The organism is Streptomyces spinoverrucosus, assembly GCF_015712165.1.
Taxonomy (GTDB): Bacteria; Actinomycetota; Actinomycetes; order Streptomycetales; family Streptomycetaceae; genus Streptomyces; species Streptomyces spinoverrucosus_A.
This window is the reverse complement of record NZ_JADPZX010000001.1, coordinates 6,737,774-6,754,193: the sequence shown is the minus strand read 5'-3', so window position 1 is coordinate 6,754,193 and position 16,420 is coordinate 6,737,774. Positions and strand designations below refer to the sequence as shown.

Annotated in this window: 11 protein-coding genes; 8 read left to right on the top strand and 3 right to left on the bottom strand. The window is 71.9% G+C overall.

Annotated elements, in window-relative coordinates:
- The first annotated feature begins 111 nt into the window (after positions 1-111).
- Entirely contained in the window at positions 112-1,017 is a 906-nt protein-coding gene (locus I2W78_RS30655; protein ID WP_196463487.1) for a rhomboid family intramembrane serine protease, read from the top strand.
- 103 nt (positions 1,018-1,120) lie between these two features.
- Here I2W78_RS30655 and I2W78_RS30650 read toward each other — a convergent pair whose 3' ends face one another.
- The 3 genes from I2W78_RS30650 to I2W78_RS30640 form a co-directional block, all read right to left on the bottom strand.
- Positions 1,121-2,581, bottom strand: coding sequence for a glutamate synthase subunit beta (locus tag I2W78_RS30650; RefSeq protein ID WP_196463486.1), 1,461 nt, complete (start codon positions 2,579-2,581; stop codon positions 1,121-1,123).
- The gene (gene gltB, locus I2W78_RS30645; protein ID WP_196463485.1) at positions 2,574-7,169 is read right to left on the bottom strand and encodes a glutamate synthase large subunit; all 4,596 of its coding nucleotides are present in this window, start codon (positions 7,167-7,169) and stop codon (positions 2,574-2,576) included. Before gltB ends, I2W78_RS30650 begins: the two co-directional genes overlap by 8 nt.
- 366 nt (positions 7,170-7,535) lie before the next feature.
- Positions 7,536-8,267: a VIT1/CCC1 transporter family protein gene (locus I2W78_RS30640; RefSeq protein WP_196463484.1), complete on the bottom strand. Its 732-nt coding sequence runs from the start codon at positions 8,265-8,267 to the stop codon at positions 7,536-7,538.
- A 295-nt stretch (positions 8,268-8,562) separates the two neighbouring features.
- Here I2W78_RS30640 and I2W78_RS30635 point away from each other — a divergent pair, with 295 nt between their 5' ends.
- The 7 genes from I2W78_RS30635 to I2W78_RS30605 are packed head-to-tail and all read left to right on the top strand — an operon-like array spanning position 8,563 to position 16,365.
- Positions 8,563-9,567 carry an ADP-ribosylglycohydrolase family protein gene (locus tag I2W78_RS30635; protein ID WP_196463483.1) on the top strand — a complete coding sequence of 335 codons (1,005 nt, stop codon included), beginning with the start codon at positions 8,563-8,565 and terminating at the stop codon, positions 9,565-9,567.
- Positions 9,564-10,868 carry an ADP-ribosylglycohydrolase family protein gene (locus I2W78_RS30630; protein ID WP_230885640.1) on the top strand — a complete coding sequence of 435 codons (1,305 nt, stop codon included), beginning with the start codon at positions 9,564-9,566 and terminating at the stop codon, positions 10,866-10,868. The genes I2W78_RS30635 and I2W78_RS30630 overlap by 4 nt, the downstream gene beginning before the upstream one ends.
- A gap of 8 nt (positions 10,869-10,876) precedes the next feature.
- Positions 10,877-12,088 carry an ADP-ribosylglycohydrolase family protein gene (locus tag I2W78_RS30625; protein ID WP_196463482.1) on the top strand — a complete coding sequence of 404 codons (1,212 nt, stop codon included), beginning with the start codon at positions 10,877-10,879 and terminating at the stop codon, positions 12,086-12,088.
- Positions 12,076-13,443: an ADP-ribosylglycohydrolase family protein gene (locus I2W78_RS30620; RefSeq protein ID WP_196463481.1), complete on the top strand. Its 1,368-nt coding sequence runs from the start codon at positions 12,076-12,078 to the stop codon at positions 13,441-13,443. Before I2W78_RS30625 ends, I2W78_RS30620 begins: the two co-directional genes overlap by 13 nt.
- Positions 13,440-14,333 (top strand): ribokinase, encoded by an 894-nt coding sequence (rbsK, locus tag I2W78_RS30615; RefSeq protein ID WP_196463480.1) that lies wholly within the window; start codon positions 13,440-13,442, stop codon positions 14,331-14,333. The genes I2W78_RS30620 and rbsK overlap by 4 nt, the downstream gene beginning before the upstream one ends.
- Entirely contained in the window at positions 14,330-15,544 is a 1,215-nt protein-coding gene (locus I2W78_RS30610) for a CaiB/BaiF CoA transferase family protein (RefSeq protein ID WP_196463479.1), read from the top strand. The genes rbsK and I2W78_RS30610 overlap by 4 nt, the downstream gene beginning before the upstream one ends.
- Positions 15,541-16,365, top strand: coding sequence for an HpcH/HpaI aldolase/citrate lyase family protein (locus I2W78_RS30605; protein WP_196463478.1), 825 nt, complete (start codon positions 15,541-15,543; stop codon positions 16,363-16,365). The genes I2W78_RS30610 and I2W78_RS30605 overlap by 4 nt, the downstream gene beginning before the upstream one ends.
- Positions 16,366-16,420 lie beyond the last annotated feature (55 nt).

Sequence of the window (16,420 nt, the reverse complement as noted above, 5' to 3'; positions counted from 1 at the left end):
AGCCACTGACACTCCCGCCCCACCGCGATCACCGTCCACCGACGTTCGCTATTTTGTTCGCCGCCGACCCCACCGGCTCACCGTCCGCCCACCCCCTTCGAGGAGCCGGCCGTGGAACCCGAGTCCACCGTCACCACCTGCTACCGCCACCCCAAGGTGGAGTCCTACGTCCGCTGCACCCGCTGCGACCGGTACATCTGCCCGGACTGCATGCGCGAGGCGGCCGTGGGCCACCAGTGCGTCGAGTGCGTGAAGGAGGGCGCGAGGTCGATCAGGCAGACCCGCACGGTTGTCGGCGGCCGGGTGTCGGCGGTGCCGGTCGTGACGTATGCCCTGATCGCGCTGAACGTCCTCGCCTATGTCGGCGAGTTGGTACGCCCGGAGATCGTGGACCGTCTCGGGATGCTGGGCGCCGGCCTGGTCGGCCCGGACGGCGGGCACTACCGGTGGCAGGAGGTGTACCCGGCGGGCTTCGAGCCGGAGGGCCTGGTCGACGGCGAGTGGTACCGCCTGCTGACCGGCGCGTTCCTGCATCTCCCGCCCACCGAGGGCACGTTCGGCATCCTGCACATCGTGATGAACATGGCGGCACTGTGGAACCTCGGCCGCGTGGTGGAGCACCAACTCGGCCGCGTGCGCTACGTCTCCCTCTACCTCCTGTCCGCCCTCGGCGGCTCCGTCCTGGTCCTCCTGCTCGCCCCCGACGCCCTCACGGTCGGCGCCTCCGGCGCGATCTTCGGCCTCGGCGCCGCGTACTACGTCATGGCCCGCCGCCTGGGCGCCGACATGAACGCCGTCAACCGCTTCATGGCGGGCCTGCTGCTGTGGCTGCTGATCTCGGCAGGGCTCACGTCCTGGCAGGGGCACCTGGGCGGGCTGCTGGCGGGCGGGGCGGTGGCGCTGGCGCTGGCGTACGCGCCGCGCGGCCGGCGCACACTGGTGCAGGCCGGGGCGTGCGTGGCGCTGCTCGCGCTGCTGGTGGCCCTCGCGCTCGGCAAGGTCACGGCACTGGCCTGAGACCAAACGGCGGCGCCTGCCCAGTCGGTCCGGTCGGGGACTGGTCGGGCAGGCGCCACCTGGTGTTCCGTACGCCTTTGTACGGGACGCTTGTTGAGTCGGATCAGACCATCAGCGCGCGGTCCGTCGGACGGATCGGGGCCGGCAGGTCGCTGGCTCCCGTGAGGAAGCGGTCGACGCCGCGGGCGGCCGAGCGGCCCTCCGCGATCGCCCACACGATCAGCGACTGGCCACGGCCCGCGTCACCCGCCACGAACACGCCCGGCACGTTGGTCTGGAAGTCGGCGTCGCGGGCGATGTTGCCGCGCTCGTCGAGGTCCAGGCCGAACTGGTCGACCAGGCCGTTCTCGCGGTCGGTGCCGGTGAAGCCCATGGCGAGGGTGACCAGCTGGGCCGGGATCTTGCGCTCGGTGCCCGGCTTCGGGGTCAGCTTGCCCTCGACGAACTCCACCTCGGTGAGGTGCAGCCACTGCACGTTGCCGTCCTCGTCGCCCTCGAAGTGGGTCGTCGAGACGGAGTAGACCCGCTCGCCGCCCTCCTCGTGCGCGGAGGTGACCTTGTACAGCATCGGGAAGGTCGGCCACGGCTGGTGCGCGGCACGGTCCTCGCCCGGCCTCGGCATGATCTCCAGCTGCGTGACGGAGGCCGCGCCCTGGCGGTGGGCGGTGCCCACGCAGTCGGCGCCGGTGTCGCCGCCGCCGATGACGACGACGTGCTTGCCCTCGGCCGAGATCGGCGGGGAGACGTAGTCGCCCTCCTGCACCTTGTTGGCCAGGGGCAGGTACTCCATGGCCTGGTAGATGCCCTTGAGCTCGCGGCCGGGGACCGGGAGGTCACGGGCCGTGGTGGCGCCGGCGGCGATGACGATCGCGTCGTACCGCTTCTTCAGGTCGGTCGCCTTGAGGTCGCGGCCGATCTCGATGCCGGTGCGGAAGCGGGTGCCCTCCGCGCGCATCTGCTCGATACGGCGGTTGATGTGCCGCTTCTCCATCTTGAACTCGGGGATGCCGTACCGGAGGAGGCCTCCGACGCGGTCCGCGCGCTCGTAGACGGCGACCGTGTGGCCGGCGCGGGTCAGCTGCTGGGCGGCGGCCAGACCCGCCGGGCCCGAGCCGATGACCGCGACCGTCTTGCCGGACAGGCGCTCCGGGATCTGCGGGGCGACGTCCCCGGTCTCCCACGCCTTGTCGATGATCGAGACCTCGACGTTCTTGATGGTGACCGGCGGCTGGTTGATGCCGAGCACACACGCCGACTCGCACGGAGCGGGGCACAGGCGGCCCGTGAACTCCGGGAAGTTGTTCGTGGCGTGCAGGCGCTCCGACGCGGCGCCCCAGTCCTCGCGGTAGGCGTAGTCGTTCCACTCGGGGATCAGGTTCCCCAGCGGGCAGCCGTTGTGGCAGAACGGGATACCGCAGTCCATGCAGCGGCTGGCCTGCTTGCTGATGATCGGCAGCAGGGAGCCGGGGACGTAGACCTCGTTCCAGTCCTTGACGCGCTCCTCGACCGGGCGGGACTTGGCGACCTCGCGGCCGTGGTTCAGAAAGCCCTTCGGGTCAGCCATTGATCGCCGCCTCCATCATCTTCTCGTGGGTCTCGGACTCGGAGAGACCGGCTCGCTCGGCGGCGTCCTTGGCGGCGAGCACTGCCTTGTACGTGCTGGGGATGATCTTGCTGAAGCGCTCGACCGCCGTGTCCCACTCGGCCAGGAGCTTCTCGGCGACCGTGGAACCGGTCTCCTCCTGGTGGCGGCGGACCACGTCGTGCAGCCACTGCTTGTCGGTGTCGTCGAGCGCCTCGACCGCGTTGAGGTTGCCGACGTTGACGTTGTCGCGGTCCAGGTCGACGACGTACGCGACACCGCCCGACATACCGGCCGCGAAGTTGCGGCCCGTCTCGCCGAGCACCACCGCCTGACCGCCGGTCATGTACTCGCAGCCGTGGTCGCCCACGCCCTCGGAGACGACCAGCGCGCCGGAGTTGCGGACGCAGAAGCGCTCGCCGACCTTGCCGCGCAGGAACATCTCGCCGCCGGTCGCGCCGTACGCGAGGGTGTTGCCCGCGATGACGCTGTACTCGGCGAGGTGGTCCGCGTTCCGGTCCGGGCGGACGATCACACGGCCGCCCGACAGGCCCTTGCCGACGTAGTCGTTGGCGTCGCCCTCCAGGCGCAGCGTGACGCCGCGCGGCACGAAGGCGCCGAAGGACTGGCCGGCGGAGCCGGTGAAGGTGATGTCGATGGTGTCGTCGGGCAGACCCGCGCCGCCGAACTTCTTCGTCACCTCGTGGCCGAGCATGGTGCCGACCGTGCGGTTGATGTTGCGGATGGCGACCTGGGCGCGCACCGGCTGGGCGTCCTCCACGGAGGAGGCGTTCAGCGCGTCGGCGGCGAGCTTGATCAGCTCGTTGTCGAGCGCCTTCTCCAGGCCGTGGTCCTGCGCGACGACCTGGTGGCGCACCGCGCCCTCGGGCAGCTCGGGCACGTGGAACAGCGGCTCCAGGTCCAGGCCCTGCGCCTTCCAGTGGTCGACGGCCCGGGTGACGTCGAGGGTCTCGGCGTGGCCGACGGCCTCCTCGATGGAGCGGAAGCCCAGCTCCGCGAGGATCTCGCGGACCTCCTCGGCGATGAACTGGAAGAAGTTCACGACGAACTCGGCCTTGCCGGTGAACCGGTCGCGCAGCGTCGGGTTCTGGGTGGCGATGCCGACCGGGCAGGTGTCCAGGTGGCAGACGCGCATCATGACGCAGCCGGAGACGACGAGCGGCGCGGTCGCGAAACCGAACTCCTCGGCGCCCAGCAGCGCGGCAATGACCACGTCACGGCCGGTCTTCAGCTGGCCGTCGGTCTGCACGACGATCCGGTCGCGCAGGCCGTTGAGCAGCAGCGTCTGCTGGGTCTCGGCGAGGCCGAGCTCCCAAGGGCCACCGGCGTGCTTCAGCGACGTCAGCGGGGACGCACCCGTACCACCGTCGTGCCCGGAGATGAGCACCACGTCCGCGTGCGCCTTGGACACACCCGCGGCGACGGTGCCGACGCCGACCTCGGAGACCAGCTTGACGTGAATGCGCGCCTGGGGGTTGGCGTTCTTCAGGTCGTGGATCAGCTGGGCCAGGTCCTCGATGGAGTAGATGTCGTGGTGCGGCGGCGGGGAGATGAGCCCCACGCCCGGCGTCGAGTGCCGGGTCTTCGCCACCCACGGGTACACCTTGTGGCCGGGCAGCTGGCCGCCCTCGCCGGGCTTGGCGCCCTGGGCCATCTTGATCTGGATGTCGTCCGAGTTGACCAGGTACTCGGAGGTCACGCCGAAGCGGCCCGACGCCACCTGCTTGATGGACGACCGGCGAGCGGGGTCGTACAGACGCTCCGGGTCCTCGCCGCCCTCACCGGTGTTGGACTTGCCGCCCAGCTGGTTCATGGCGATGGCGAGCGTCTCGTGCGCCTCGCGCGAGATCGAGCCGTACGACATGGCCCCCGTGGAGAAGCGCTTGACGATCTCGCTGACCGGCTCGACCTCGTCGACGGAGATCGGCTGCCGGTCGGACTTGAAGCCGAACAGGCCGCGCAGCGTCATCAGGCGCTCGGACTGCTCGTTCACACGCTCGGTGTACTTCTTGAAGATGTCGTAGCGGCCGGTGCGCGTGGAGTGCTGGAGGCGGAAGACCGTCTCCGGGTCGAACAGGTGCGGCTCGCCCTCGCGGCGCCACTGGTACTCGCCGCCTATTTCGAGGGCTCGGTGCGCCGGGGCGATGCCACTCGCCGGGTACGCCTTGGCGTGCCGGGCGGCGACCTCCTTGGCGATGACGTCGATGCCGACGCCGCCGATCTTGGTGGCGGTGCCGTTGAAGTACTTCTCGACGAAGGCCTCGTCGAGACCGACGGCCTCGAAGACCTGGGCGCCGCGGTAGGAGGCGACCGTCGAGATGCCCATCTTGGACATGACCTTCAGGACGCCCTTGCCGAGCGCGTAGATCAGGTTGCGGATGGCCTTCTCGGGCTCGATGTCCGAGAGGAAGGTGCCCGCGCGGACGAGGTCCTCGACGGACTCCATCGCCAGGTACGGGTTCACGGCGGCGGCGCCGTAGCCGATGAGCAGGGCGACGTGGTGGACCTCGCGGACGTCACCGGCCTCGACCAGCAGACCCACGTGGGTGCGCTGCTTGGTGCGGATGAGGTGGTGGTGGACGGCCGCGGTGAGCAGCAGCGACGGGATCGGTGCGTGCTCGGCGTCCGAGTGGCGGTCGGAGAGCACGATCAGGCGGGCGCCGTTGTCGATGGCGGCGTCGGCCTCGGCGCAGATCTCCTCGATGCGCGCGGCGAGCGCGTCACCGCCGCCGCTGACCCGGTAGAGGCCGGAGAGCGTGGCGGCCTTCATGCCGGGCATGTCGCCGTCGGCGTTGATGTGGATGAGCTTGGCCAGCTCGTCGTTGTCGATCACCGGGAAGGGCAGCACGACGCTGCGGCAGGAGGCGGCCGTCGGCTCCAGCAGGTTGCCCTGCGGGCCGAGGGAGCTGCGCAGCGAGGTGACCAGCTCCTCGCGGATGGCGTCCAGCGGCGGGTTGGTGACCTGCGCGAACAGCTGGGTGAAGTAGTCGAAGAGCAGCCGCGGGCGGTCGGAGAGGGCCGCGATCGGCGAGTCGGTGCCCATCGAACCGATCGGCTCGGCGCCGGTCTTGGACATCGGCGCCAGGATGACGCGCAGCTCCTCCTCGGTGTAGCCGAAGGTCTGCTGGCGGCGGGTGACCGAGGCGTGGGTGTGCACGATGTGCTCGCGCTCGGGCAGGTCGCCCAGCTCGATCTCGCCGGCGTCCAGCCAGTCGGCGTAGGGCTGCTCGGCGGCGAGGGTCGCCTTGATCTCGTCGTCCTCGATGATCCGGTGCTCGGCGGTGTCGACGAGGAACATGCGGCCGGGCTGCAGGCGGCCCTTGCGGACGACCTTGGAGGGGTCGATGTCGAGGACGCCGACCTCGGAGCCGAGGACGACGAGGCCGTCGTCGGTGACCCAGTAGCGGCCGGGGCGCAGGCCGTTGCGGTCGAGAACGGCGCCGACCTGGGTGCCGTCGGTGAAGGTGACGCAGGCCGGGCCGTCCCAGGGCTCCATCATCGTGGAGTGGAACTGGTAGAAGGCGCGCCGGGCCGGGTCCATGGAGTCGTGGTTCTCCCACGCCTCGGGGATCATCATCAGCACCGAGTGCGGGAGCGAACGGCCGCCGAGGTGCAGCAGTTCGAGCACCTCGTCGAAGGACGCGGAGTCGGACGCGGCGGGGGTGCAGATCGGGAAGATCCGCTCCAGCTTCTCCGGGGAGCCGAACAGCTCGGAGTACAGCTGGGACTCACGGGCCCGCATCCAGTTGCGGTTGCCCATGACGGTGTTGATCTCACCGTTGTGCGCGACGAAGCGGTACGGGTGCGCCAGCGGCCACGACGGGAACGTGTTCGTGGAGAACCGGGAGTGCACGAGCGCGATCGCGGAGGCGAAGCGGCGGTCGGACAGGTCCGGGAAGAAGGGCTCCAGCTGGCCCGTGGTCAGCATGCCCTTGTAGACGATCGTCCGCGCGGACAGCGACGGGAAGTAGACGCCGGCCTCGCGCTCGGCGCGCTTGCGCAGCACGAAGGCCTTGCGGTCGAGCGCGATGCCCTCCGACGAGCCGTCGGTGACGAACAGCTGCCGGAAGGCGGGCATCGTCGAGCGGGCGGTGGCGCCGAGCAGTTCGGGGGCGACGGGGACCTCGCGCCAGCCGAGGACGGTCAGGCCCTCGTCGGCCGCGACCGTCTCGATCTGTGAGACGGCCTCGTCGGTGCCGTCCTCCGGCAGGAAGGCGATACCGACGGCGTAGCCACCGGCCTGTGGTAGATCGAATCCGGCCACCTCACGGAAGAAGGCGTCCGGCACCTGGGCGAGGATGCCCGCGCCGTCACCGGAGTCCGGCTCGGAGCCGGTGGCCCCACGGTGCTCCAGGTTGCGCAGCACCGTGAGCGCCTGCTCGACCAGCGCATGGCTCGCCTCACCGGTGAGGGTGGCCACAAAGCCGACGCCACAGGCGTCGTGCTCGTTGCGGGGGTCGTACATACCCTGCGCAGCAGGGCGAGCATCCATGAACGACCAGTTCTGGCCATTCGTGGTCTGCTGGGACGGCTGGCGCGGCGTACGCATCGGCTCTCCCGTCGTCATGTGGCATGTTCAAGTGCCGAGGGACGACGCTGGCCCTCTGCGTGAGATCAAAATTTCGTGCAGGTTACATGATGGAGCGGTTCTCGGGAACCGGAAGCACCGTTCCAGCATGCGGACGCCGCAGGTCGCGGCTTGGGTACCGCGCACGGGCGGCGGAGGTATGTGGGGACCGGAGCGGACAGATCCATGTCCGTCGGTCCAAAAGAACCGGACAGCAGCGTCGCTCACCCGGGGGCGCGCCGCAAGCCTCATTGCCCACAGCGCTTACGGCTCATGCCCAGTGGTTAAGCACTCGAAACCAGCAAGTAACGGCTATTTATGCGGCCCAACGCATAAGTCCGAGCCTCTTTATCCTACGGCCGTTCCGAACAAACTGCCCAGGGCGTATGTCACACCGGCCGCCGCGCCACCGAGCGCGAGCTGCCTCAGCCCGCTGTACCACCAGGTCCGCGCGGTCACCTTGGCCACCACGGCACCGCATCCGAACAGCCCGAGCAGCGCGAGCAGCACCGCCGGCCACAGCGCGGTGGCCCCGAGCAGATAGGGCAGTACGGGGAGCAGGGCCCCCAGCGCGAAGGAGCCGAAGCTCGACACCGCGGCGACCAGCGGCGACGGCAGATCCCCGGGGTCGACGCCGAGCTCCTCACGGGCGTGGATCTCCAGCGCCCGCTCGGGGTCCTTGGACAGCTGCCGGGCCACCTCACGGGCCAGCGCCGGCTCGACGCCGCGCGTCTCGTAGAGCCGGGCGAGCTCGGCCTCCTCGTCCTTCGGGTGCTTGCGCAGCTCGCGCCGCTCGACGTCCAGCTCGGCCTCGACCAGCTCGCGCTGCGAGGCCACCGACGTGTACTCACCGGCGGCCATGGAGAAGGCACCGGCGGCGAGGCCCGCGAGCCCGGTCAGGACGATCGTCTGCTGACCGACCGCACCGCCCGCGACACCGGTCATCAGAGCGAGGTTGGAGACCAGACCGTCCATCGCGCCGAAGACGGCGGGGCGCAGCCAGCCGCCGTTCACATCCCGGTGCGTGTGGTTGTCGCGATGCGCCTCGTGCAGCGCCGCCTCGGTCTCGATGATGGCCATGCCGGTCCCCCAAAAGGCTTGTTTGGACGAGTTCTACTTTTCGACAACGGCCAGACTACGCCCGGAATTCCAGCCCCGCCAGCAAGGAAAGGCTGGGCTAACCTGCGGTTTTACCGTTCTACGCTCATCAGAATCAGCAGGCGCTCAAATGTCGACCGGGTGACGCTGAGGCCTGTGAGGCTGCGCGGCACACCGCACCGGGGACAGTTCCGCAAAGGGTTCCGCGCCTTGAGAGGTGCCTTCAAGCGAAAGGCCCCGAGGTGCTTCTGGCAGAGCCCTGAGAGGAGAGGCCGCGATGCCATCGATCGCCTGCGTTCCCTCGGTCCCGGCCCCCGAGGACGCCGCCGAACTCCGCGCCCGGGCCCGCGGCGCCCTGCTCGGTCTCGCCGTCGGCGACGCCCTGGGCGCCCCCGCCGAGAACATGAAGCCCTCCGAGATCCGCGCCCGCTGGGGCCGTATCACCGGCTACGTCACCGACCGCCCGTCGGGCACGGACGACACCGAGTACGCGATCTTCTCGGGCCTGTTGCTCGCCCGGCACGGCTCCGCACTCACACCCGCGCACGCGGAGGCCGCCTGGCACGCCTGGATCGCGGACCGCGCCGAGGGCCAGTTCCGGGGCGCGGGCTTCAGCGAGCGCGGCACCCTGGAGAACCTCCGCCGCGGCCTCGCCGCGCCCATCTCCGCCCAGCACCGCCACGCCTGGAGCGACGGCCTCGCCATGCGCGCCGCGCCCTTCGGCGTGTTCGCCGCGGGCCGCCCCGCCGAAGCGGCCCGCCTGGTCGCGATCGACGGCTCGGTCAGTCACGACGGCGAGGGCATCTACGGCGGCCAGGCGGTCGCCGCCGGGGTCGCGGCGGCGATGGCGGGCGCCCCGCCCATCGCCGTGGTCGCCTCCGCCCTCGCCGTCGTACCGGACGACTCCTGGACCGCCCGCTCCCTGCGCCGCGCCGTCGCCGTCGCCCACCACGGCGAACGCGCGGTCCGCTCCGCCGTGGTCATCGGCGGCTACCCGTGGACCGACCTCGCCCCCGAGGCCGTCGCCCTCGCCTTCGGCGCGTACGCGGCGGCCGACGGCGACTTCAAGGAGGCGGTGCTCACGGCCGTCAACATGGGCCGCGACGCCGACACGACCGCCGCCGTCGCCGGCGCCCTGGCGGGCGCGACGCAGGGCGAGTCCGCGATCCCGGCGGAGTGGGCGGCACCGATCGGCCCGGCACGCGGGAGCTGCCTGCCGTCGATGGCCGGCCACCACGTACTGGACGTGGCGGACCTGCTGACGCCGGAGGTGCCGTCATGACACCACCGCCCCCATGGGACGACACAAAGACTCTGCGCGACCGATTCGATCCCGCGGCCGCCGACGGCGAGAACTCCCCACAGGGGCCACCCGCACCCGACCACGAAACCCGCACGGGCGGTGCGGGTGGTAAACACCCAGCCGAAGGCGAAGTCGAGGCCCACAAACACCCCACCCGCACCCGCACCCGCGCCCGAATCGAAGGCCTCCTACTGGGCCTCGCCGCGGGCGACGCCGCCGGCTGGCCCGCCGCCCGCCACCGAGCCGCCCGCATGCCCGAATGGACCCGCCGCCTCACCCGCGAACTCGACACCTTCGCCGAGCACAACGCGACCACCACCCTCCCCGTCCCCATCGCCCTCAACCAACCCCCCGAACCCCTCCGCCTCGGCCCCTCCGACGACGCCGAGTGGGCGGTGTTCGCGGCGGAGGCGGTGCTGCGGGCCGGCGACGACACCACCCTCGGCGACCTCAGCCGGGAACGCCGGGTACGCGCCGCCATCGACCTCACCTGGACCGCCGTGGCCAGCGAGGTCGCCGCCGCGGCCGAACGCGCCCCCGAGGTCGAGTCCGCCGTCCTCCCGCTGCGCGCCCGCATCTCCGTCCGGGCCGGCCTCGGCAACCTCGCCGCCGGCCTGCGCCCGCCCGCCACCGGCCACGACAACCCGCACTACTTCGACGACGCGGCCTGCGTACGCGCCTGCGTGCTGGCCGTCGCTCACCCGGGCGACCCCACGCTCGCCGCGTCCCTCGCCGAGTTCGACGCCCGCTACACCCAGGACGGCGACGGCGTGCACGGCGCCCGCGCGATGGCCGCCGCCGTGTCCCTCGCCCTGGCCGGCGCGAACCAGCGCACCTGCGTGACAGCCGCGCTCGCCGAACTGCCCGAGGAGACGGAGATCGGCCGCAACGCCCGCCACGCCCTGAGACTCGCGGCGGACGCCGTCAGCGCCTTCGCGCTGATCCCCCTCCTGGAACACCAGATCGTGGACCACGTCTACAGCTACGGCATCGCCGCCGCCGAGACGGTCCCGGTCGCCCTCGCGCTCACCGTCGCCGCCCACGGCCGGATCGCGGAGGCGGTCCCCGCGGCGGCCTGTCTCTCCCGCGTCGCGGACTCGGCCCCGGCCCTCGCGGGCGCCCTCACCGGCACGCTCGGTGGCGGCAAGTCGATCCCGGCGTCCTGGCGCGACACCTGCCGCCATCTCTCCGGCTGCGTACTCCCCCGCCTCACCGGCACCGACCTCGTGGAACTCGCCGAACTCCTGGAAGCCGCACAACCGGCCCCGCCAGGGGGATGATTCGGCTCATGACCCCCAAAGGAGAAGAAAGCCGAGCAGACTCTCGCAACGAGCGGATCGACCCCAACGACCGGACCGACCTCGACGACCGAATCACCGGCGCCCTCGTCGGCGCGGCCGTCGGCGACGCCCTCGGCGGCCCCGTCGAGGGCTACTCCCCCGACCAGATCGCCGAACGCCACGGCGGCCGCGTCCACGGCATCGTCGGCCCCTGGAACGGCGACGCCTGGCGCACCGCCCGCCCCATCGCGCCGTACCACAAGGGCGACGGCCACGTCACCGACGACACGTTGATGACCCACGCGCTGGTACGGGTCTACGCCCAGGTCCGCGACCACCTCGACGCCTACGCCGTCGCCGACCACCTGGTCCCGGACCTGATCGGCACCCCGCGCTGGATCCCGGAGCTGGAGTCGCAGGCCCTTCCCCTGCACCGGATCTTCCTGGCGGAGAAGTGGCTGGTGACCCGGCTGCACTACGGTCACGTCGACCCCCGGGAGGCTGGCGTCGGCAACATCGTCAACTGCGGTGCCGCGATGTACATGGCCCCGGTCGGCCTGGTCAACGCGGCCAACCCGGCGGGCGCGTACACCGAGGCGCTGGACGTCGCGGGCGCCCACCAGTCGTCGTACGGCCGCGAGGCGGCGGGCGTCTTCGCGGCGGCCGTGGCGGCGGCGTGCGTCCCCGGGGCGACACCGGAGTCGGTCGTGACGGCAAGCCTGGAGTGGGCGAAGGACGGTACGCGGGCGGCGATCGAGGCAGTGTGCGAAACGGCGTCCGGATACACCGACTTCGAGTCGGCCCTGGCTGCGCTGCGCGAGGCGGTTGCCCCGTACGACACGGTGGGCCCCGACTACCGGGCCCCCTCGCTCGGCGCCCGCCGCCCGTCCCGGCTGCACTCGATCGAGGAACTCCCCATCGCGCTGGGCATGTTGCTGGTCGCGGGCGGCGACTACCGGCAGGCGGTCCTGGGTTCGGTGAACTACGGCCGGGACTGCGACTCGATCGCCACGATGGCGGGCGCCCTGGCGGGGGCATTGGGCTCGCCGGTGCCGGAGGAGTGGTCGAAGACGGTGGCGGAGGCCAGCCGTCTCGACCTGTGGGAACCGGCGCGAACGCTCAGCGAAGTCACAGCCGAGATCTTCAAACGGGACGTACGCCGGCGCCGTACCCACGAGCAGTTGTTCACCGCGTTGGGAGGCACCGCATGCTCCGCCTGACCTGGGTCCAGCCCGAGGACCTGATCGGCCACGAAATCCGCCAGGCACATCAGGACGGCCGACGGCCGACGGCCATCGAGAAACGCTGGCAGGCGGCGGGCGGCCCCGAGGCCCCGACCCGCGCGGGCGCCTCCCCGGGACCGGCCTCCCGCTATCTGCGCCAGCTGGCGGAGGACCTGCTGGACGAACTGGCGGACCTGCCGAGCCTGCTGGCGGACCGGGAGCCGACAGGCCTGGCGAAGATCAAGTCCCTGTGCCCGAACTGGCCGTCGTCGGACCGCGCGCCCGGACCCCCGGTCGACCTGGAGTCCCGCCTGCACGCCGCCTGGCTGGGCCGGGCCGTCGGCTGTCTGCTGGGCAAGCCGGTCGAGAAGCTCCCCCTCACCGGCATCCGCCAACTCGCCCAGGCCACCGGCAACTGGCCCCTCAGCGCCTACTTCACGGCCCGGGGAGTCCCCCAGCCCCTCCTCGACACCTACCCCTGGAACCGCCGCTCGGCCGACACCTCCCTCGCCGAGAACATCGACGGCATGCCCGAGGACGACGACCTCAACTACGCCCTGCTCAACCTCCTCCTGCTCCAGCGGCACACCAGACGCTTCACCACCACGGACGTGGCCACCCTCTGGCTCGACGAACTCCCCGCCGGCCGCGCCTTCACCGCGGAACGCGTCGCCTACCGCAACCTCCTCACCGGCATCGAGCCCCCGCACACCGCCCGCCACCGCAACCCCTTCCGCGAGTGGATCGGCGCCCTCATCCGCGCCGACGTCCACGGCTGGACCAACCCCGGCGACCCCGCCGCGGCGGCCGAACAGGCCCACCGGGACGCCACCCTCACCCACACCGCGAACGGCGTCTACGCCGCGATGTTCACCGCCGCCACCATCGCCACCGCGGCGACCGGCACCGCCGACGTCCACACCAGCCTGCGCACCGGCCTCACCGTCGTCCCCCCGCACTCCCGCCTGGCCAACGCGGTCCGCCACGCCATTCAACTGGCGCAGTCCCACGACGACTTCGACACGGTCGTGGACGAACTCCACGCCCACCACGCCGCCCACCACTGGGTCCACGCCATCCCCAACACCGCCCTGATCGCCGCCGCCCTCACCCACGCGAACGGCGACTTCACGGGCGCCATCTGCCGCGCCGTGTCCGGCGGCTGGGACACCGACTCGAACGGCGCGACGGCCGGCAGCATCGCCGCCCTCCTCACCGGCACGCCCAGCGCACTCCCCGACCGCTGGACGACCCCTCTGAAGAACCGCCTCGCCACCTCCATCGCGGACCTCGACGGCACCGGCTTCGACACGCTCGCCCACCTCACGCATGTGGAGGCGACCCGCCCATGACCCGTATCGCCGTCCTCGGCAGCACGAACATGGACCTCGTCGCGTACGTCGAGAAGGCCCCGCAGCGCGGCGAGACCGTGACGGGACGGGAGTTCCGTACGATCCCCGGCGGCAAGGGCGCCAACCAGGCGATCGCCGCCGCCCGCGCGGGCGCCACCGTCTCGATGATCGGCGCCGTCGGCAACGACCCGTTCGGCACCCGCCTGCGCGCCACCCTGGAACACTCCGGCGTGAACACCGACCACCTGCGCACCACCGAGGGCCCCTCCGGCACGGCCCACATCGTGGTCGACGACGAGGGCGGCAACGCGATCGTCGTGGTCCCCGGCGCCAACGGCACCGTCGACCACCTCGTGCCGGGCGACGAGGGCCTGATCTCCTCCGCCGACGCCCTGCTCCTCCAGCTGGAGATCCCGCTCCCCGCGGTCGTCGCGGGCGCCCGAACGGCCCGGGCCCACGGCGTCCGTACGGTCCTCACCCCCGCTCCCGCCCGGCCGCTGCCCCGTGCACTCCTCACCCGCGTCGACCTGTTGGTGCCCAACGAGCACGAGGCGGCCACCCTCACCGGCATCCCCGACCCGCGCGAGGCGGCCACCGCCCTGCTCGACCAGGTACCCGAGGTGGTCGTCACCCTCGGTGCGGCGGGCAGCCTCCACGTCTCCCGCGGCGCCGCGCCGCTGACCGTCCCGGCCCCGCAGGTCACCGCCGTGGACTCCACCGGCGCAGGCGACACCTTCGCCGGCACCCTCGCCGTCGCCCTCTGCGAGGGCCGTCCCATGCGCGAGGCGCTGACCTGGGCCGCCGCGGCCGCCGCCCTCTCCGTCCAGCGCGAAGGCGCCTCCGCCTCCATGCCGTACCGCTCAGAAATCGAGGCCCAGTTCACGCAATGAGCACGCAGACCTCATCCCCCACGCACACCCCACCCCTCACCGGCCTCCGCGTCCTGGACCTGGCCACCCTCTTCGCCGGCCCCCTCGCCGCCACCTTCCTCGGTGACTTCGGCGCGGACGTCATCAAGATCGAGCACCCCACGAAACCGGACCCGTCCCGGGGCCACGGACCCGCCAAGGACGGCATCGGCCTGTGGTGGAAACACCTCGGCCGCAACAAGCGCACGATCACCCTCGACCTCTCCAAGCCCGGCGGCCAGTCCACCCTGCGCCGCCTGGCCGCCGACGCGGACGTCGTCATCGAGAACTTCCGCCCCGGCACCCTGGAGAAGTGGGACCTCGGCTGGCCGGAACTCTCCGCCGCCAACCCCCGCCTGATCCTGACCCGCGTCACCGCCTTCGGCCAGTTCGGCCCCTACGCCCACCGCCCCGGCTTCGGCACCCTCGCCGAGGCGATGAGCGGCTTCGCCGCGATCACCGGCGAACCCGACGCGCCCCCGACCCTCCCGCCCTTCGGCCTCGCCGACTCCATCGCCGGCCTGGCCACGGCGTACGCCGTGCTGACCGCCCTCGCCGCCCGCGACCGGACCGGCGCGGGACAGGTCGTCGACATGGCGATCATCGAACCGATCCTCACGGTCCTGGGCCCGCACCCCATCTGGTACGACCAGCTCGGCCACGTCCAGCCCCGCACCGGCAACCGCTCCCAGAACAACGCCCCGCGCAACACCTACCGCACGGCCGACGGCAGCTGGGTCGCGGTCTCCACCTCGGCCCAGTCCATCGCCGAACGCGTGATGCGCCTGGTCGGCCGGCCCGACCTGATCGACGAGCCCTGGTTCGCCACCGGCGCCGACCGCGCCCGCCACGCGGACGTCCTCGACGAGGCGGTCGGCAGCTGGATCGCCGAACGCAGCCGCGACGAGGTCCTCGCGGCCTTCGAGAAGGCGGAGGCGGCGGTGGCCCCGATCCAGGACGTACGGGACGTGATGACCGACCCCCAGTACGCGGCCCTGGACACCATCACCACCGTCGACGACCCCGACCTGGGCGCCCTGCGCATGCAGAACGTCCTCTTCCGCCTCTCCGCCACCCCCGGCTCCATCCGCTGGGCGGGCCGCCCGCACGGCGCGGACACCGAAGAGGTCCTCAGCGAACTGGGCCTGACCCCCGCCGAACTGGCCGCCCTCCGCGCGGAGGGCGCCCTGTGACCCCCCTGACCTGGCTGTACGCCCCCGGAGACCGCCCCGATGTGGTGCGCAAGGCGCTCGTCGCGGGCGCCGACGTCGTCGTGATCGACCTGGAGGACGCGGTCGCCCCCGACCGCAAGGACTACGCCCGAGCCGCCACCGCGGAACTCCTCTCCGAGCCGGACCACCCCACCCCGGTCCACGTCCGCGTCAACGCCCCGGCCACCCCATGGGCCGACACGGACCTGAAGACGCTGGCCGCCCTCCCCGGCGTGTCGGGCCTGCGCCTGCCGAAGGTGACGTCGCCCCGCCACATCACGGACACGGCGCAACGAACAGGCGCCGACGGCAGCCGACCACCCCTGTACGCGCTGCTGGAATCCGCGCTCGCCATCGAGAACGCCTACGCCATCGCCTCCGCCCACCCGGCCCTGCGCGGCATCTCCCTCGGCGAGGCGGACCTACGGGCCGACCTCGGCGTACGCTGCGACAGCGGCCTCGACTGGCCCCGCTCCCGCATCATCAACGCGGCGCGGGCGGCGGCCCTCGCCCCGCCGCCCCAGTCGGTCCACCCGGACGTCCGCGACCTGGACGGCCTGGCGGCGACCTGCGCGCACGGCCGGGCCCTGGGGTTCCTGGGCCGAGCCGCCATCCACCCCCGCCAGCTCCCGATCATCGAACGGGCCTACCTTCCCACCCAGGACGAGATCGAGAAGGCCGAGACCATCGTCAAGGCAGCGGCCACCAACAGCTCGGCGCAGGCCCTCCCCGACGGCACGTTCATCGACGCGGCGGTGGTCACGGAGGCAACCCGAACCCTGGCACTGGCCCACCGCGACTGACCTTCCCGACACACAACGAGGGCGCCCGGAAAAACTCCGAGCGCCCTCGCCGACG